The sequence below is a fragment of the Haloarcula pelagica genome, from assembly GCF_030127105.1.
GTDB classification, from domain to species: Archaea; Halobacteriota; Halobacteria; order Halobacteriales; family Haloarculaceae; genus Haloarcula; species Haloarcula pelagica.
This window is the reverse complement of the sequence record NZ_CP126161.1, coordinates 332789-350781: the sequence shown is the minus strand read 5'-3', so window position 1 is coordinate 350781 and position 17993 is coordinate 332789. Positions and strand designations below refer to the sequence as shown.

Sequence of the window (17993 nt, the reverse complement as noted above, 5' to 3'; positions counted from 1 at the left end):
ACCACGCGGGTCGTCCTAAACCCAGCGTCACGACTCCAACTGGACCGTCACCGTGACGAACTCGCCCTGACCCGCGGCCGGATACGGCGCGTCGGTGTCGCCCGGCGGCCCGTCGAAGGGGTAGTCCAAGCGTTCGTTGCCGTTCGTATCCCGGTGCGGGACGAGCACAACGTCCCTGTTCGCGCCCGGTGTCCGAGACAACTGGATCGAGACATCCTTGTGGGTCCCCGCTTCGAGGTACCGGGAGGTACCGATGACTTCCCCGTCGGCCTCCAGCGCGTGGACGACGACGAACCCACCCGAGGACAGCGACACCGAGTCGACGGTCAGTTCACCCCCGGTCGCCGTCGGCTGGTCGACGGTCAGCGACGCGACCGGCGAGGACAACAGCAGGAAGGCGACGTAGGCGACGCCCAGGAGGATCGCCGCGTGTTTGGCCCCGTCTTTCAGCGTCCCCTCGCCGAGTTGGCCGCCGATGAACCCGGTCAGGACGGCCTGGATGATCGCCGTGTGGAAGAAGACGAGGGTGTAGGCGGCCTTGTCGACCCGGCCAAAGCGGGCGAACTGGTCGGCGTTGACACCCAGCCGGCTCGAATCCGGCGTGGCGATGTTCGAGGGCAGGGCCGGGACCAGCACCTCCTGAACGGCGACGATGATGACCAGGAAGACGAGAAAGGAGATGTAGATGACGACGAGGTAGGTGAACATCTGCTGGCGGCGCCGCTTCCGGAGCCGGGTGTCGGCACGGGCCTGCTTGGACGCGATCCGGAGCACCGGTCCCAGTTGGCCGGAGGAGTGCATCGCGTTGGTCAGCAGCGTCACGACGCGGGTGATGGCGGTCGTCCGGATGCGCCGCCCGAACCGGACCAGCGCGTCGTCGACGTTGGCCCCCATCTTGATGTCGGCCCAGATGCGCTCGACCTCCGGGGTGAGGACGCCGATGTCACTGCCCCGGAGCCGGCGGAGGCTCTCGACGACGGTCATCCCGGCCTCGTTGAGGCTCGCCAGCCGTTCGAGCAACTCCGGAGTCGCGTCCTCGATGCGCTGGATCCGGCGCGTGTAACTGTACCGGACGAGGGCGAAAGAGCCGAACACGAGCAACAGCGACTGGATGACCAGATCGTCGAGCAGCCTGATGTTCACGGCGGTGGTCTGGAACGCGGCCGGGACCCTGACGGCGAACATGACGACGGCAATCGGGACGGCGAGATACAGCACGCGGTCTGGGTTCCACAGCAGGGATTCGACGGGCGAGCGAACCATCCGTTTGATCGACTTGAACCGATCGTAGGTCCGGAGCCGCTCTAGATTGTCGTTCACCGAAGCGGTCACGCCGCCGTCGGTGAGTTTCGACCGCGCGGCGGTCGTCGAGGGCTTCCCGAACGTCGCCGTCTGATACCGGTCGAGGACGCTGCTGGACCCTGTCCCGCCGATCCCCAGGGCTTCGAGCTTCTGGGCGAGATACACCATGAAGCCGGCGTTGGCCAGCGGGATCACCAGGTACGCCAGCAGCTGGAGGATCCAGAGCGTGTCCGTCGTCGTGAGCCCGAACACCAGCAGGATCGTGATGAGAAAGAGGACGGCCGCCACGAACAGCGTGACGTACGCCTCGGCGATCGTCGCCAGGCGTTCAAGCAGTTCCGCCTGGCGCTCGGCGGCCTCCTCGTGGTGGCGCTCGTGTTGGTCGTGGAGGAACGACGACAGCGACTGCCCGCTCTGGAGGACGCTGGAGAGGTTCTCGGAGAACGTCTTGAACGTCTCGCTGGGCGTCCGGTGGGAGACGTGACGGAGCGCGGTGATCATGTCCCGACCGAACAGGTCCATCTGGCGGACGGCGACGCCGACCTCCCGGGCGGCTTCGCCGTAGATCTCCTCGTTCCGGGCCAGCACGTCCATCACTTCGGGGAACGACATTCCGCCGCGGGAGAGGGCATACATGAACGCGATGGTCCGGGCCATCCCCTCGTCGATGCTGCGCTTTCGGACCTCCGCGTCGCTTTTGGGGAGCTCCCAGCGCATCGTGTACGTGATGCTCGCGGCCGCGAGCCCGGAGACGACCCCCCCAGCGACGAGGACGGCGAGGGTCTGCTGGGGCCGTAAGACGAGTTCGAACCCGCGGATACCCAGCGCGTTGACCATCGTCCGTGGCAACCCCATCGCGAGGTCGACGATCGTCGGGATCGCCAGTAGGAGTCCGCCGAACAGATACGCGCCCGCCAGCGCGCCGCCGATCGCGCTCAGTCCCGTAAACAGCAGCGTCCGGGCGGCGTAACTGCGGTAGCTCTGGCCGATGTAGGCCGCCTCCAGTTGGCGTTTGCGTTCGTTCGACTCGGAGACGTACCGACCGAACACGCGCCGGGCGTACCGCGTCATCCGCCGGTCGACGGACTCGTTGACGGTGCTGAGTACGACGACTCCGACGATCAGGACGAGGCCAGCAAGCGGCGCGAGACCGAGCGGGTTCAGTGCCCCGAGCGGGTTCAGCGCCATATCAGACCGTCGCCGCCGACTGGATGCGTTCCATGACGGCCTCTGAGTCGGCGTAGTACTTGTTGACCATCGCGGTGAACCGACGGTAGTCCCTGATCCCCTCGTCCTGGAGGTACTGGAGGAACTGCTGACGGTTGTTCAGTTCCCGCAGGAGCTGTGACTGACTCCACCCGCGCTCGTTCCGGATCTCGTCGAGCAGTTCGCTGTTGTTCTCGCGGAACCGGTCCTCGGTCGCCTCCCAGGCGTAGGTGTTCGAGTAGTCCAGTTCCCCCGTCCGCTGGTCGATCCCCTCAATCTCGGCCAGGGTCTTCGCCCGACGGACACGCTCGTCGCCCGAGCGGGTCAGCACCTGGACACAGAGGATATCGAGGCTCTGGACCATCGGCCGCGGGACGTTGATCGGCTCGTTCTCTAAGCGATTTATCACCGTCTGGACGGAGTCGGCGTGCATCGTCGAGAACGTGGTGTGGCCGGTGTTCATCGCCTGGAACAGCGTGATCGCCTCCTCGCCCCGGACCTCGCCGACGATGATGTACTCGGGCCGGTGGCGCAGCGCGGACCGCAGCAGATCGTACATCGTGATGTCTGAATCGTCCAGCCGTTCGCGGGTCACCGAGGAGAGCCAGTTGTCGTGGTACAGCGATAGCTCGCGGGTATCCTCGATGGTCAGCACCTTCGAGCGGGGCGGGATGAACATCGAGACGGCGTTCATCGAGGTGGTCTTGCCAGCGGCGGTCCCGCCGGCGAAGATGAGCGAGCGGTTGGACTCGATCGCGAGCCAGAGATAGGCGAGCATCTCCAGTGAGAAGGTCCCGTACTCCAGCAGGTCGATCGGCGTGAACGGCTCGTCGGCGTACTTCCGGATCGTAAACGCCGAGCCCCGCGGGGTCACCTCCTCGCCGAGCGCCAGTTCGATCCGCGAGCCGTCCGGGAGTGTCGTCGAGACGACGGGATCGGCGACCGAGACGTGTCGCCCGGACCGCTGTGCGAGCTGGATGACGAAGTTGTTCAGCTCCTCCTCTTCGAAGACGATGTTCGTCTCGATGTCGGTGTACTCGTCGTGGTAGGCGAAGATCGGCAGGCTCGCCCCGTCACAGGAGATATCTTCGATGTTCGGATCGTGCATCAGGGGGTCGATGTGCCCGTACCCCTGGAACGACCGATACAGGTAGTAGAACAGCCGGTAGTACGTCTCGGGCTCGACGACGACTCCGTACTCCTCCAGGCGGGCGCGCAGCTCCTCGTGGAGCGCGACTTCCGGGTCGTCGTCGACGACATCCCGGTAGATGAGCGGGCCGCGGATGTCCTCGAACAGCCGATCGAGTAGCTCTTCCTCGACCTCGTCGAGCTGTGGTTCGACGACGTGGTACCGGTGTTCGTCCCGCTCGTGGTCGCGGTTGATCGAGACGAACGCGAACGGGGTGTTGAGCCAGTAGCGATCGATCTCCTCGTAGCCGTCGAGGCCGTCGAACTCGACGAGGGGCTGGTGTCGGCTCGGATCGTATTTGGACTCGGGGATCGCGCCGCCTCCCAGCAGCGTCGCCGTCTGGGAGAGCCAGGCCCGGATCCGGCCCAGCGGATTCCGAACGTCGTCGCCTGCGTCGGGTGTCTCTGGGTTGGACATAGAGAGAGTCGACGTGGACTGCCGTCGCTTGTCTGTCGTTGCGGAGCCACCTACTTAAATTCGCTCCGCCAGTAACAATCGCTGAGAACGACCGGTCAGGTTCGGTCCACTGTCGCCAGCAGGAACGCGAGCACGAGCGCCAGGACGGAGCCGACAGGGATCGTCGTGCCCGCGAAATAGCGGACGAAGAGGACGCTCGCGGCCAGCGAGAGGAGCCCGACCAGTCCCAGCAGGCCGGCGAACAGCCCGACGGGGTCGACCGGCAACAGTGCCGTGACTCGCTCTTCCTCGTAGTAGTAGTAGAGGCTGAGCCAGAACGGGAACAGGTAGCAGACGAACGCGGCGGTCCCGAACTGGCCGGCGAGTGTCAGCTCGGCAGACTCCTGGAACGCTCCAACGTTCCAGACCCAGAGAAACGGGCGCTCACCGGGAACGGTCCCACCGAAGATGTACTGGACGCGAAAGGGGAGAAACCGGAACGCGGCGACGGTCAACCCCGAGACGGAGAACGTCGAGATCGACCACGGCGCCAGCCCGACCAACCACGTCGAAAGCACCGCGAGTTCGCCAGCGTACTCTGATTTGACCCACACCATCTACCTCCAGAGGCGACGGGCGCCGAAGAAAAGCTACCGGTCCGGGAGTGGCCGCCGTCGCTGCGGGGCGCTCTATACTCCGGCCCGGTTCGGCCTCCGGCGCCGTTACGTTCATTGCGCCACACGCCAAAGCGTACCGTACCGAGATGAGGCGCGACTACTTCACCGTCGACATCGAGAGCGAGTCCCCCGACGGTACGCCGACCGTACGAATCGACTACGACGGCCCCGACGGCGAGCTTCAAGAGCGCCTCACGACAGCCGACGACGTACTCGACGCCAGCGAGATCGACGTGACCTTCCGCCGACAGCCCGACGCCCCGAACGGGGTCCTCTCGCTGACGAACCGACTGACCGGCGAGTACGTCCTCGAAGCGAACGTCACCATGGAGCTCGTCGATTCCCTGGTCGACGCGGCAGAAGACCGTGACGACGGCCGCTACGAGGTCAGGCTGACCGACAGCACCGGCAAGTCCCGCGTCTACGAGAAACGGACGCTCCTGGTCTACGATGCCGACGGGAGCCTCCTCCGCCAGCGGAGTCTGATCCCCGGCGGCGTCGAACTCTAGAGCCGGTCGACGACGGCCGGGAGGACCGCCGTCACGTCGCTTCTGACGGCCAGGTCAGCCAGTTCGTCCCGTTCGGTCGGGTCGAAGTTGAGCACGACCAGCCGCCCGCCCGCGTCGACCGCCAGTTTCGGCAGCAGCGAGGCCGGCCTGACCGAGAGCGACGAACCGACCGCGAGCAACAGGTCACACTCCCGAGTGAGCCGCTGTGCCTCCGACAGCGTCTCCTCGGGCAACGACTCGCCGAAGAGGACCACGTCGGGCTTGTAGACACCGCCACACGGACAGCGAGGGGGCACCTCGTCCGTCGCTGCTCGCTCGAAGACGGGCGTCGCGTCGGCCCGCTCGCCGCAGTCGTCACAGACCACCCGGCGGTTGGTGCCGTGCAGTTCGAGGACTCGCTCGCTACCCGCGTCGCCGTGGAGGCCGTCGACGTTCTGCGTGACCACGGCGTCGAGGTGGCCGGCGGCTTCCAGGTCGACGAGCGCCCGGTGTGCGGCGTTCGGTTCGGGGTCGCGGTCGCCGTCGATCGCCTCGCGCAGCGAGACGCGGTCCCGCCAGAACCCCTCGGGGTCGGCGTCGAACCGCCGCCGGTGGAAGGCCATCGGATCGAATCGGTCCCAGAGCCCGTCCTCGCCCCGGAACGACGGGATCCCCGACGCCGTCGAGACGCCGGCACCGGTCAGCGTGACGGTCGAGGACGCGCTCCGGATGTGGTCAGCGAGCGCGTCCAGCTCCGACTCGGCGACAGCCGCTGTCTCGGTTCGGTCGGTGGGCATGTCTGAACCGAGGCGCCCGAGCCTGGTGGCTGTTGTGGCTCGCCTGTCCGGCGGCCCCACGACTATTACCGTGTCGACCGTACGACGGGTATGGATTCGAGCCCGGACGAGATCGTCGACCGAGCGATCGTCGAGCGCCGCCGGCCCCCGGGACGACTCGACGCCGACAGGATGTGGATCGCGGAGGACCCGGTGACTGACTGCTCCGGCGTCGGGACCGTCGAACGCGAGGCCGTCGGGAACCTCGTCGCCGCCGTCGTCGAGTACGAAACGAGCGATGAAACCCGGGAACCGCTGCTGAAACTACCCGGCCAGGTCGTCTCCCGTCCCTCGCCGTACACCGACACGTCGTCGCTGTTCGACCGGCTCGGCTCGCTGTTCTGAGCCGGCTGGGAGACGCGGGCGACCGACTAGTCCGACTGGTGTCTCGACACGAGTGAGCCGCCGCAGTGCGGACACGTGTGTCGGAGCGGGCTCCCGGTCACCTGCTCCTGACAGCGCTGGCACTCGTACTCGATCATCACACGCTCAGAGGTCACGGCCCCGGCCGAGGTTCTGGAGCGTCCCGCCACAGTCGGGACAGACGCGGGCACTGGGCGCCTTCGTCCGCGACCCACACTCGAAACATTCGTACACTTCTGCGGATTCGGAAGCTTCGTTTGGTCGCATAAATGCATCTACGCAGTCGGTATGTGTGAAGTCGGCCCTAAAACACGTAATATACACTAACTATGATAATGTCATTCTAGTTGACGATCGTCCAGTCGGGGTGACGATTTAACAGGGTCCAGTCCGCAGGGGAGGTATGTGCTACGACCGACTCGTCGAGGACGACGTGGTCGAGACGAGGCTTCCGGACCTGCTCCGGTCGGAACTACGGTGTGCGCTCCGCAACGGTGCCCTCGCCGGTGTGATGGTCCTGGCGGTCCTCGTGTTCGAGGGCGCCCCACCGTGGCTCGTCGCCGCCAGCACGCTCGGTGCCGTCGTGCTCGGAGCGGTGTTGCACCAGGGCCTCTTCGCCGTCGGGACGCTCGTCCAGCGAGCCCGCGCCCGCTCTGGCGAGGCCGACGTGCCGTCCGCGTGACGCCGTCTCAGTCGTCGGTCGAAGCCGACTCCGGCTCCTCGGCGCCGGTCCGAAGCGCGTCGGGACGCTCCGCGTCACGGGCGACCTGGAGTGTCGCCGTTCCGACGAGCAGGAGCGTCCCCCACAGGCCCGGCTGGAGGACGAAGTACGGCCGGAGCACCTGCACCGGCGGGAGCATCGACGGCAGATGGTTCGCGAGGAAGTTCAGCCCGTACGCGTGCAGGTGGACACAGAGCAGTCCCAGCACCGGCAGCGCCGGATAGCCGTCCGCGGTTAGCTCCTCGTCGACGAGCAGGACGACCGCTGGCAACAGCGCCACGAAGTAGTAGGTGTAGGGCAGCGGCGTCAACAGCGCGAACGCGCTCACACCCAGCGCGAACAGGGTCCTGTCCGAGCCCCAGTCGGTCAGGCCGGCGACCGCGATGATCGCGAAACTCCCGAGGAGCCGCAGTGCCTGGGCGCCCGGGAGCCAGTGAATCGGGCGATAGTACGGCGGCAACCACAGTGTCGGCGGGCGAGTGCCGCCGCCCTGACCGACTCCCCAGGCGAGCACGTCGATGTACGTCCGGTGGGCCTCGACGCCGACGAGCAGGACCGACGCTCCGACGAAGACGACGCCCGCTGTGACGGCCCCGAGAAGGCGTGTCCGACTGCGGAGCAGGTGGGCGCCGACCGGTGCGTACGCGAACTTCACGAGGCCGACGACCGCCGTCGCTGCGCCACTGACGCCCTGTTTCAGCCGGCCGTCCGACTGGACCATCACGGCGGCCGAGAGCGTGAGCAGTCCGGCCATAAACGGCGCCATCTGGCCGAGTTTCAGCGAGATGAGCAGCGGCTGGAACCCGACGAGCAGGGGGAGCATGAGGCTCGACTCCCACCACCGGAGCCGGTAGCCCAGCCCGGTGACGAGCGCCTGCAACGAGAACCAGAGGAAGGCGACACTGGCGATGTTCCAGGCCGTCGCGGCTTCGGCGCCCAGTTCCGTGAACGGGACGAACAGCACCACGACCAGTGGCGGATAGAGGTACGAGCCGTGGTAGCCGCCGTCCTCGTTTTGCACGTACAGCGACTTCCCGGCCTCCCAGCGGTCGACGGCGCCGCTGAAAGCACCGAAGTCCCAGTAGACGAACTTCGGCGCGACTTCGATCGATCGGAGCCACCAGTCGACGAGGGGATAGACGAACAGCGAGAGGGCAGTGATCGCGACGACGACGACAAACACCGGCCGCCGCCGCCGGAGCGACCACAGTCGGGCGGCAGTGGACATCTGTTCGGTAATCGCTGACTCTCGGTGGGGATGTAAATGTCTTCTGACAGCCAGTTTCCCGCCGGGTGGGCCAACGGCCGTCGGAGAAAGACGGATTTAAACCGTCACCGCTCGCCCTTCCGTATGACATGCGCTTGCACGAATATCAGGCGAAGCAAGTCTTCGCCGACGCGGGAGTCCCCACACCCGCTTCGCAGTTGGCCGAAACGGTGGACGAGGCCGTCGACGCGGCCGAAGAGATCGGCTACCCGGTCGCGATCAAGGCACAGGTACACGTCGGTGGCCGCGGGAAGGCCGGCGGCATCAAGCTCGTCGAGAACACGGAGGAGGCCCGCGAGGCCGCCGAGGATATCATCGGGATGGACCTCAAGGGCTACCACGTCTCGACGGTGCTGGTCGAGGAGGCGGTCGACTTCGTCAACGAGCTGTACGTCGGCGTGACGATGGACCGCGGCGAGGGCGAGCCCGTCGCCATGGTCTCGACAAAGGGTGGCGTCAACATCGAGGAGGTCGCCGAGGAAGACCCCGACGCCATCGCCCGCGAGCACATCGACCCCGCGTTCGGGATGCATCCCTTCCAGGCCCGGAAAGTCGTCTACGAGGCCGGCGTCGACCGCGACGTGGCAAACGACGTGGCGTCGGTGCTGACGACGCTGTACCAGCTCTGGGACGACCGCGACGGCAGCGACGTGGAGGTCAACCCCCTGATGATCACGAGCGACGACGAGGTCGTGGCGGCCGACGCCGTCATGAACATCGACGACGACGCCCTGTTCCGCCAGCCGGAACTGTCCGAGATGGCCGAAGAGGCAAGCGAGGGCGACGAACTCGAACAGAAGGCCGACGAGTACGGCTTCGACTACGTCCGCCTCTCGGGCAACGTCGGGATCATCGGCAACGGCGCCGGGCTCGTGATGACGACGCTGGATCTGGTCGACTACTACGGCGGCGAACCCGCCAACTTCCTCGACGTTGGGGGCGGCGCGAAGGCCCAGCGGATCGCCAACGCGCTCGATATGGTGTTCTCCGACGACAACGTCGATTCGGTCGTGTTCAACATCTTCGGCGGCATCACCCGCGGTGACGAGGTCGCACAGGGGATCAACCAGGCCCTCGAACAGTTCGACGAGATTCCCAAGCCGGTGACGGTCCGGCTGGCCGGGACCAACGCCGAGGAGGGGATGGAGATTCTGAACGAAGAACTCGTGACCGTCGAGCACACGCTGGAGGACGCCGTCCAGCGTGCGGTCGAGTACGCGAAGGAGGTGGAAGCATGAGTGTTCTTGTAGACGAGGATACGCGCGTTGTCGTGCAGGGTATCACCGGCGGCGAAGGGAAGTTCCACACCGAGCAGATGCTGGAGTACGGCACCAACGTCGTCGCCGGCGCGGTGCCGGGCCGCGGCGGCCAGGAAGTCGCCGGTGTTCCGGTGTACGACACGGTCCAGCAGGCCGCCCGCGAGGAAGACGCCAACGCCTCCGTGGTGTTCGTCCCGCCGGCGTTCGCCGCCGACGCCTGTTTCGAGGCGCTGGACGCCGACGGACTCGATCTGGTGGTCGCGATCACCGAGGGTGTCCCGACCCAGGACATGAGCCGCGTCTACCGCAAACTCCAGGAGACCGACACCCACCTGGTCGGACCGAACTGCCCCGGCGTCATCACGCCCGGCGTCGCCAAACTCGGCATCCTGCCGGGCAACATCTTCTCGTCTGGCAACGTCGGCCTGGTGTCCCGCTCGGGGACCCTGACCTACCAGGTCGTCGACAACCTCACCCAGCGCGGGATCGGCCAGACGACCGCCATCGGCATCGGCGGGGACCCGATCATCGGGACCGACTTCGTCGACGCCCTGGAACTGTTCGAGGCCGACCCCGACACCCACGCCGTCGCGATGTGCGGCGAGATCGGCGGCGAGGACGAGGAAGAGGCCGCCCGCTTCATCGGCGAGCACATGGACACGCCGGTCGTGGGCTTCATCGCCGGCCGGACGGCCCCGCCGGGCAAGCGTATGGGCCACGCCGGCGCCATCGTCTCCGGGAGCGGCACCGGGACCGCAGAGTCCAAGATCAACGCTCTAGAGAACAACGGTGTGCCGGTGGGCGACACGCCGGAAGAGGTCGCGGACCACGTCGAAGACCTGCTGTAACGGTCCGCTCCGAGAGCGAGCGCCCCGCTCACCCTCGGATTCCCGATACTGCCGACGGTTTCTTATCCCCTGTTTTCGTAGGTCGAGAGCATGGCCGATACGGTGGTGTGTCTCGTAGTGGACGACGAGGGTGGGACTGTGTGGTCGGCGCTGGACGCCGCCGACGGTGTCGCGGTCGAGGGGGTCGACGGCGACGCGCTCGCGGACCGACTGGGATCGGGTGACGGTGATGTCGTGATCGTTCACGACGACCCACCCGACCGCGACGGTGTCGAGTTGTTCCTGTCGGCCCGGGCGAAGTCGTCCGTCCCGGTCCTCCTGGTCGGAATCGACCCCACTCCCGACCGGATCGAAGCGGCAGTCACCGCCGGCGTCACGGACTATCTCCCCTGGACGGATGGCCCCTCGCTGGCCGCCCGTGTCCGGGGCTACGCGGCCAGGCCGATGTTGGACCCCTACGCGCAGGCCGCCGAGTACGCCGAGTTCGGAAGCGGGCTCTCACACGACGCCAAGAACCCGTTGAACGTCGTCACCGGTCGACTGGAACTGCTCGATGTCGACTCGACACACGAGGACGCGATCGACCGCTCGCTGAGCCGTGTGGGGACGCTTCTGGACGACCTCTCGACGGTCGGGAAGCTGTCGCGGCCGGTCGTCGACCCCGAGCCGACCTCCATCGAGGCGGTTGCGACCGACGTGTGGGGCCGGATGAACGTCCCGGACGCGACGCTTTCGGTGACGGCGACCGGCGACGTGCCCGCCGAGGACGGGCGGCTCCGCGAGCTGTTCGAGCGGCTCTTCGAGAACGCCGTCACACACGGCGGGGACGCCGTCGCCGTCGAGGTCGGCGAGACGGCCGACGGGTTCTACGTGGCCGACGACGGCGAGGGGATCCCGGACGACGACCGACAGCGGGTGTTCGAGGGCGGCTACGGGACTACCCGTGAGGGAGAAGGGTACGGGCTGTACGTGGTCAAACGGATCGCCGACGCCCACGGCTGGACGGTCGACGCCGTCGAGAGCGAGACGGGCGGTGCACGGATCGACGTTCGGACGCGACGAGTGCGCCAGTAAGCCGACCGAACCGACCGAGAGAGTTGACAGACGGCAACCGGGTCGGCCGAAAACCTGACGTTCTCACCCCTGGCGAACGGGTGACGTGAACATTCCGGTGTAGTTATTACAGAGGCATAGGTACTCTCGACTATGCCCCATACCTGCCGGAACTGCAAACGAGCGTTCAGCACAGAGCTCGAACTCGAACTCCACCTCGACGTATGCTCGGACGGGCAGCTGTACTGTGACGAGTGTGGCGACCGGTTCTCGGAGCGGGCCGCTACAGAGGACGGCTGGCACTATCGATGCCCGAACGAGGACTGTGACGGCACCGGGATCGGCGAGGACATCCACAACGTCTCCGACGCGCGGATCACCAACTGACCGGCGCCGTCCCGACTCGACTCACTCTCTTTGTCGTTCTCTCTCCTCGACCAGCTCACCGATGCGAGCGCAGGCTCGCGCACACACCGGCACGTAGCCGGCAGCGAGTGGGGGGATCTCGAAGGCGACGACGGTCCCGCTGGGACCCGGTTCGACGCGGTGGCCGGTCGCCCGAAGCCGCGCGACGGTCCACGTCCAGCGGTAGCTCTCGCAACTGGTCACCTCGAACGGGAGCCACGCCGTGTCAGCGACCCGGACTCGGCCGGTCGTCCCGGCCTCGATGTAGCGGTCCTCACAGTCGACTGCCGAGACCGACGGCCCCCACTCGGACCATCGCTCGGTGTCGACGAGGACATCCCACACCGCGTCGGCGGGAGCGTCCACGTCCCGCCGGACGACGATCCGGCGGCCGTCGGGAGTCTGTTCGATGTCTGCGGTCGCGCCGTATGGTGCCCACATTATCAGCAGAGATAGGGCGGAGCCAAGGTATAGGTTGGTCCGGTCACAACCCCCGACCGAATGATCGACGCCCGGGACCTTCGGAAGGAGTACGGCGATTTCGTCGCTGTCGAGGGCAGTACGTTCTCGGTCGACCGCGGCGAGGTCTTCGGCATCATCGGCCCCAACGGTGCCGGCAAGACGACCACGCTGAAGATGCTCGCCGGCCTGCTGGACCCGACCGACGGCGAGGCCGAGATCGCCGGGTTGGACACCGAGACGACGGAGATGCGCCAGCGCCTGGGCTTTCTCCCCGAGGAGTCCCCGCTGTACGAGGAGATGACGCCGGTCTCCTATCTCCGGTTCTTCGCGGACCTGTACGACGTGCCGACCGAGGTCGCCGACGAGCGGATGCACGAGACGCTGGACGAACTCGATCTGGAACACCGCGATCGGAAACTCGGCGACATGTCCAAGGGGATGAAACGGAAGGTCGCCATCGCCCGCTCGCTGATCAACGACCCGGACGTGCTCATCTACGACGAACCGGCCTCGGGACTGGACCCGCTGACGACCAACTACGTCATCGAGTTCACCGAGCAACTGGCCGCCGAGGGCAAGACGATCGTCTTCTCTGCGCACAACCTCTTTCACGTCGAGTCGATCTGTGACCGGGTCGCCATCATGAACGAGGGCGAGATCGTCGCCCGGGGCGAACTGGCGGACCTCCAGCGCGACTACGGCGAGACGCGCTATCACGTCTACACGACCGTCGAGGTGCCCGACGCGGCCCGCCAGAACGGCCACTTCGTCCGGGAAGTCGGGAGCATGGACGCCGTCGAGGAGACCCGTTCGCAGGCCCAGGACCGGGGCGGCGAAGTCGTTGACATCCGGACCGAGGAGTCGAGTCTGGAGGAGGTGTTCCTCAACGTCGCCGAGTCGGGGACCAGCGGCACCCGCTACGTCGGCGAGGGCGGGCAAGCGGAGGACGACGCGTAGATGCACCCGCGGAAGCTCCTGCGGATCGCCAAGTGGGAGGTGACGAAAAACGCCGGCGGCGTCGACAAGCGGACCATCGTCGTGATGGCGCTCGCCATCCTGGCGATGGGGGTCGTCGCCGCGACGGCCGTCGGCGGTGGCGGCGCCGCGGCGCTCGACCAGGGGATCTACCGGGTCGGCGTCGAGCAGTCAAGCCCGTACTACGCCGTCGCGGCCAGCGACTCGACGTTCCAGGTCCGCGAGCCCGCCCCCGGAGAGATGGCGAGAAACCGTCAGGAACTGTGGTTCGAGGGGACGACGCTCCAGAACACGCCACGGACGCCAAAACAGCGGGCCGCGCTGGCTGAGTTCGGCGAGTCCACCGAGCGGTACAACGACGCCCGACTGGGCCGGGACGACAACCGGACGGCGGCGTTCCCGGTGACGGTGACGCTCCGGTACGCCGAACAGGACGGCCCCAGCCTGGTCGACCCGCGGACGGGCGAGGGCGCGAGTGGTGACGGAGCGGCCGACGGGGACGGAGCCGCCGGCGGAGGCACGACCGGCGGGGACGGCGACGGAGCGAGCGACGGCGGAAGCGGTGACGGTGCGAGCGGCCGCGACGGGACTGCAAGCGGTGGTGGCGGCGCGAACCTCGGCAGCCTCGGTGCGCGTCTCTCGGGTGATGTCGAGGGCGGGACGCCCGGCGACATCTCGCCGCCGTTCCCCTTCGAGTCGCTCGTGCTGGCCTTCCTCTACATCGTCCCGATGAACTTCGTGATCCAGGCCTACGGCTCGTCGATGCTCTCCGAGCGGCTGAACCGGCGGGGGGAACTCCTGCTCGTGACGCCGGCCTCGCGGGCCGACATCGTCGGCGGGAAGACGCTGCCGTATCTCCTTGGCGCGGTCGGTGTCGCGGGCGTCATCACCGCGGCGCTCCGGCTGACCGGGATCGCGCCGAGCGGGAGTCCCATCGCGGTGCTGGCGGTCGCGCCGGTGGCCTTGCTCTTCCTCTCGGCGACGTTTCTGGGGGCGATGTTCGCCCGCTCGTTCAAGGAACTCACGTTCGTCACCGTCACGATCACCGTCACGCTGACTTCGTACGCGTTCGTGCCGGCGATCTTCACCGACGTGACGCCGATCGCGCTCATCTCGCCGCTGACGCTCGTGGTGATGGACCTGACCGGCCAGTCGATCAGCCTCGCGGAGTTCGTGTTCTCGACGACGCCGCCGCTGTTGACCGCCCTGCTGTTGTTCGGGCTCGGTGCCGGGCTCTACCGCGAGGAGGACATGTTCACCCAGCGGCCGATCCCGCTGAAGGTGCTCGACACGCTGTCGGGCCGGATCAAGTCCCGCCGGAGCGCGTTCAAGATCACGGTGATCCTCCTGCCGCTGGTCATCGTCGCTGAGCTCGTCGCCATCGCGTTCCTGTTCGTGCTGGATTCGGTGTCGCTGAACGTCTTCGGGACGAACCAGACGCTCGGGATCGTCCTGATCCTCGTCGTCGTCGCCGTCGTCGAGGAACTGGCGAAGAGCCTCCACGTCTACGCCGGCTACACGAACGCCGACTACGAGGCGACGCTCCGGTCGGCGCTCGGACTCGGATTCCTCTCGGGACTGGGCTTCTTCGTCGCCGAGAAGGGGCTGCTCATCGCTCGGCTGGCGAACCTCGATACGCTGCCGATCGGCCAGGCGGCGCTCCAGGGGGCGTCGGCACCCGCGGATGTCCCGCTCTGGCTGGCGGGGGTGCTGTTGTTCCTCCCGCTGGCGTTACACACCGTCACGGCGGCCATCTCGTCGGTGGGGGCGCTCCGCGGACGGCGGGGCTACCTGCTCGGTATCGGCGCCGCGATCGCCGTCCACTTCGCCTACAACTTCACGGTGGTGAGCGCCTATGTCTGACCGCTCCTTGCTCTCGGACGCCCGGCTTCGGATCGCCCGACGGGACGTGGCTTCGCTCTCACGTGAGAAGACGATCGTCCTGGCCCTTCTGATCCAGTTGTTCGTCGCCGGCTTCTCCTCGTTTCTGGTCGTCGGCCTCACGTCGCTGTACGACCCCGGCTCGGTCGCGACCAGCGAGGTCGAGGTCGGCGTCACCGGCGACGCTCGGGCCGAACTCGTCGGTGCGGCCCGGGAACACCCCGAGACCGGCGTGGTCGCCTTTGCCGACGCCGAACAGGCCCAGCGGCAGTTCGAGCGCGGGGAGGTGGACGCGTTACTGCGGGCCGACTATCAGGCCCGGGAGGGCAGCGACGGCCGGGTGATCGGGGTGACGGCCACGATCCCCGAGGGGAGCATCCGCTCGACGCTGATCGTCGTCCAGGTCCGACAGCTCCTGGGCACGCTCGAACGCCAGGAACGGCTCGAACGGACGGGGTACCTCGACGAACCGCCGGTCCCCCTGCCCCCGGAGATCGGCGCCAGCCCGTACTTCGGGTTCACCTACACCGTGTTGATCCCGCTGTTGCTGTTCCTGCCGCCGTTCATCAGCGGCTCCGTCGCCGTGGACACGATCACCGAGGAGATCGAGCGGGGGACGCTGGAGCTACTGCGGGTCGCGCCCGTCTCCTTGCTGGACATCGTCGAGGGGAAGGCCCTGGGGATGACTGCCATCGCGCCGGCACAGGCGTTGCTGTGGATCGGACTGCTGTCTGCCAACGGGATCGCCGTCAGCAACGTCCTCCCGATCCTGCTGTTCGTGACGGCGATCACCGTCGTCGTCGTCGCCATCGGCCTCGTGCTCGGTGTCACGATGGGGCGACGACGGCCGGCGCAACTGCTGTACTCGGTGCTGACGCTGGTGGTCTTCGGTGGCGCGGTCGTGCTGCCGGAACACCCGGCGACGACGATGGCGAAACTCGCCGTCGACAGCCCGACGGCGCTGACCTACGCCCACGTCGCGCTGCTGGCGGCGGTGGCGGTCGCCGGCTATCTGGCCGTCCGGCGGTACGTCCGGACCGTCGAACCGGAGACGCTGTAGCTTTTTGTCCTCGCCGGCCGGCGGTCCGGTATGGAGTACACGACACTCGGTTCGACCGGGATGGAAGTCAGCCGCCTCTGCCTGGGCTGTATGAGCTTCGGGACCCCCGACTGGCGCGAGTGGGTGCTGGACGAGGACGAGAGCCGCGAGGTCATCGAGCGGGCCATAGACCTGGGGATCAACTTCTTCGACACCGCGAACATGTACTCGATGGGCGAGTCCGAGCGCGTGCTGGGGACCGTCCTCGACGACTACGACCGCGATTCCCAGGTCGTCGCCACGAAGGGCTACTTCCAGATGGACGACGACAACCCCAACTCCGGCGGCCTCTCCCGGAAGGCCCTCGAACAGGAACTGGACAACTCCCTCGATCGGTTGGGGATGGACACCGTCGACCTCTACCAGACCCACCGGTGGGACTACGACACGCCGGTCGAACAGACGATGCGGACCCTGGACGACGCGGTCCGGCGGGGGAAGGCCCGGTACGTCGGTGCCTCCTCGATGTGGGCCCACCAGTTCACTCGCACCCAGCGGATCAGTGAGCGCGAGGGCCTCGAACGGTTCGAGACGATGCAGAACCACTACAACCTCCTCTACCGGGAGGAGGAACGCGAGATGCTGCCCCTCTGTGACCGGGAGGGCGTCGGTGTGATTCCCTGGAGCCCGCTCGCTCGTGGCTATCTGACCCGTCCGCACGAGGAGTTCGAGGCGACCACGCGCGGCGAGACCGACGACTACGCCCGGGAACACCCGTACTTCGAGGGCGGCGGCCGCGAGGTCAACGAGCGTGTCGAGGAACTGGCCGACGAGTACGACGCCTCGATGGCACAGATCGCGCTGGCCTGGGTCCTCTCCAAAGATGTCGTCGACGCGCCCATCGTCGGCACGTCCAGTCTGGAACACCTGGAGGAAGCCGTCGAAGCCCTGGAGATCGACCTCTCGGACAGCGACATCGAGTGGCTGGAAGCGCCGTACGAACCCGTCCGCGTCTCGGGTCACGAATAGGTCGGAGAACGGCAATAGAACGCTCAAAACGTTCGTTTAATCTCGTTTTTCCGAACATTCTGCGCACAGTTAAGCTCCTGGGGCGCCAACTCGTCGTATGTACGACGTACCGTTCGACACCGGAATCGAGACCCCCTTCGCCGACAGCGTGATCAGCGCCGCGCGGACGAGTCTGGGCGACACGCTCCGCAGCGTCATCTACTTCACCCCCTCGGAGATGGACCTCCTGTACGTCCGCCGGGACCTCTACGAGTCCAGGCAGGGCGCCCTGGAGGTCAAGTCCCGCCTCGTCGAGTTCGAACGCGGCGGGTTCGCCGAGGCACCTGTCAGGACCGTCCTCTCGGTGCCGGACGATCCGTCGGGGATCGGCCCCTACGAGTTCACGGTCCGGTTCCACCGGGACGGGTTCGTCGTTCGCGTCCTCGAAGGCGACGCCGGCGTCATCCTGACGACCGACTCGATGGACGTGGACGCCTTCGAGGACGCGGCGACCGCGATCACCACGCTCCTGGCCGCCACGTAGCCCGATCTGGACGGTTTCACTCGCTTCCGAGAAACATTTACGAGCCTACATTTATTACACTGCGTCGACGACTA

20 protein-coding genes are annotated in these 17993 nt (G+C 66.9%); 12 read left to right on the top strand and 8 right to left on the bottom strand.

The features are described 5' to 3' along the window. Positions 1–27: 27 nt before the first annotated feature. The 3 genes from P1L40_RS01925 to P1L40_RS01915 form a co-directional block, all read right to left on the bottom strand. Entirely contained in the window at positions 28–2490 is a 2463-nt protein-coding gene (locus tag P1L40_RS01925) for a type II secretion system F family protein (protein ID WP_284009628.1), read from the bottom strand. Between the two features lies 1 nt (position 2491). Next, a complete protein-coding gene (locus P1L40_RS01920; RefSeq protein WP_284009627.1) occupies positions 2492–4114 on the bottom strand; it encodes a type II/IV secretion system ATPase subunit in 1623 nt (540 codons plus the stop codon). A gap of 95 nt (positions 4115–4209) precedes the next feature. Then, on the bottom strand, positions 4210–4710 hold the full coding sequence (locus P1L40_RS01915) for a DUF7549 family protein (protein ID WP_284009626.1): 501 nt from the start codon (positions 4708–4710) through the stop codon (positions 4210–4212). 146 nt (positions 4711–4856) lie between these two features. On the opposite strand from P1L40_RS01915, the gene P1L40_RS01910 reads away from it, so the two are divergent. Continuing rightward, positions 4857–5279: a DUF5793 family protein gene (locus tag P1L40_RS01910; protein WP_284009625.1), complete on the top strand. Its 423-nt coding sequence runs from the start codon at positions 4857–4859 to the stop codon at positions 5277–5279. On the opposite strand, the gene P1L40_RS01905 is transcribed toward P1L40_RS01910, so the two are convergent. Next, positions 5276–6055: an NAD-dependent protein deacylase gene (locus tag P1L40_RS01905; RefSeq protein WP_284009624.1), complete on the bottom strand. Its 780-nt coding sequence runs from the start codon at positions 6053–6055 to the stop codon at positions 5276–5278. The genes P1L40_RS01910 and P1L40_RS01905 overlap by 4 nt on opposite strands. 90 nt (positions 6056–6145) lie before the next feature. On the opposite strand from P1L40_RS01905, the gene P1L40_RS01900 reads away from it, so the two are divergent. After that, the gene (locus tag P1L40_RS01900; RefSeq protein ID WP_284009623.1) at positions 6146–6439 is read left to right on the top strand and encodes a hypothetical protein; all 294 of its coding nucleotides are present in this window, start codon (positions 6146–6148) and stop codon (positions 6437–6439) included. A gap of 26 nt (positions 6440–6465) precedes the next feature. Here P1L40_RS01900 and P1L40_RS23470 read toward each other — a convergent pair whose 3' ends face one another. Beyond that, complete coding sequence (locus P1L40_RS23470) at positions 6466–6576, bottom strand: DUF1272 domain-containing protein (RefSeq protein WP_379775727.1); 111 nt, start codon at positions 6574–6576, stop codon at positions 6466–6468. Between the two features lie 7 nt (positions 6577–6583). Beyond that, complete coding sequence (locus P1L40_RS01895; protein WP_284009622.1) at positions 6584–6691, bottom strand: rubrerythrin-like domain-containing protein; 108 nt, start codon at positions 6689–6691, stop codon at positions 6584–6586. 169 nt (positions 6692–6860) lie between these two features. Between P1L40_RS01895 and P1L40_RS01890 the strand changes: the two genes are divergently transcribed. After that, positions 6861–7139, top strand: coding sequence for a hypothetical protein (locus P1L40_RS01890; RefSeq protein WP_284009621.1), 279 nt, complete (start codon positions 6861–6863; stop codon positions 7137–7139). A 7-nt stretch (positions 7140–7146) separates the two neighbouring features. Here P1L40_RS01890 and P1L40_RS01885 read toward each other — a convergent pair whose 3' ends face one another. Beyond that, positions 7147–8406, bottom strand: a complete 1260-nt coding sequence (locus P1L40_RS01885; RefSeq protein ID WP_284009620.1) for a glycosyltransferase family 87 protein — start codon at positions 8404–8406, stop codon at positions 7147–7149. A gap of 128 nt (positions 8407–8534) precedes the next feature. Here P1L40_RS01885 and sucC point away from each other — a divergent pair, with 128 nt between their 5' ends. The 4 genes from sucC (at position 8535) to P1L40_RS01865 (ending at position 11992) form a co-directional block, all read left to right on the top strand. Next, positions 8535–9683, top strand: a complete 1149-nt coding sequence (gene sucC / locus P1L40_RS01880) for an ADP-forming succinate--CoA ligase subunit beta (protein ID WP_284009619.1) — start codon at positions 8535–8537, stop codon at positions 9681–9683. Then, positions 9680–10552: a succinate--CoA ligase subunit alpha gene (gene sucD, locus P1L40_RS01875; RefSeq protein WP_284009618.1), complete on the top strand. Its 873-nt coding sequence runs from the start codon at positions 9680–9682 to the stop codon at positions 10550–10552. The genes sucC and sucD overlap by 4 nt, the downstream gene beginning before the upstream one ends. A 90-nt stretch (positions 10553–10642) precedes the next feature. After that, a complete protein-coding gene (locus P1L40_RS01870) occupies positions 10643–11626 on the top strand; it encodes an ATP-binding protein (RefSeq protein WP_284009617.1) in 984 nt (327 codons plus the stop codon). Between the two features lie 132 nt (positions 11627–11758). Beyond that, on the top strand, positions 11759–11992 hold the full coding sequence (locus tag P1L40_RS01865; RefSeq protein ID WP_284009616.1) for an HVO_2901 family zinc finger protein: 234 nt from the start codon (positions 11759–11761) through the stop codon (positions 11990–11992). A gap of 21 nt (positions 11993–12013) precedes the next feature. On the opposite strand, the gene P1L40_RS01860 is transcribed toward P1L40_RS01865, so the two are convergent. Beyond that, positions 12014–12451: an SRPBCC family protein gene (locus P1L40_RS01860; protein ID WP_284009615.1), complete on the bottom strand. Its 438-nt coding sequence runs from the start codon at positions 12449–12451 to the stop codon at positions 12014–12016. A 60-nt stretch (positions 12452–12511) separates the two neighbouring features. On the opposite strand from P1L40_RS01860, the gene P1L40_RS01855 reads away from it, so the two are divergent. The 5 genes from P1L40_RS01855 to P1L40_RS01835 all read left to right on the top strand — a co-directional run bounded on the left by P1L40_RS01855 (position 12512) and on the right by P1L40_RS01835 (position 17919). Then, on the top strand, positions 12512–13429 hold the full coding sequence (locus P1L40_RS01855) for an ABC transporter ATP-binding protein (protein ID WP_284009614.1): 918 nt from the start codon (positions 12512–12514) through the stop codon (positions 13427–13429). Then, positions 13430–15310 carry a PrsW family intramembrane metalloprotease gene (locus tag P1L40_RS01850; RefSeq protein WP_284009613.1) on the top strand — a complete coding sequence of 627 codons (1881 nt, stop codon included), beginning with the start codon at positions 13430–13432 and terminating at the stop codon, positions 15308–15310. After that, positions 15303–16388 carry an ABC transporter permease gene (locus P1L40_RS01845; protein ID WP_284009612.1) on the top strand — a complete coding sequence of 362 codons (1086 nt, stop codon included), beginning with the start codon at positions 15303–15305 and terminating at the stop codon, positions 16386–16388. The genes P1L40_RS01850 and P1L40_RS01845 overlap by 8 nt, the downstream gene beginning before the upstream one ends. Positions 16389–16418: 30 nt before the next feature. Next, a complete protein-coding gene (locus P1L40_RS01840; protein WP_284009611.1) occupies positions 16419–17396 on the top strand; it encodes an aldo/keto reductase in 978 nt (325 codons plus the stop codon). 97 nt (positions 17397–17493) lie between these two features. Then, positions 17494–17919: a DUF7522 family protein gene (locus P1L40_RS01835; protein WP_284009610.1), complete on the top strand. Its 426-nt coding sequence runs from the start codon at positions 17494–17496 to the stop codon at positions 17917–17919. The last annotated feature ends 74 nt before the right edge of the window (positions 17920–17993 follow it).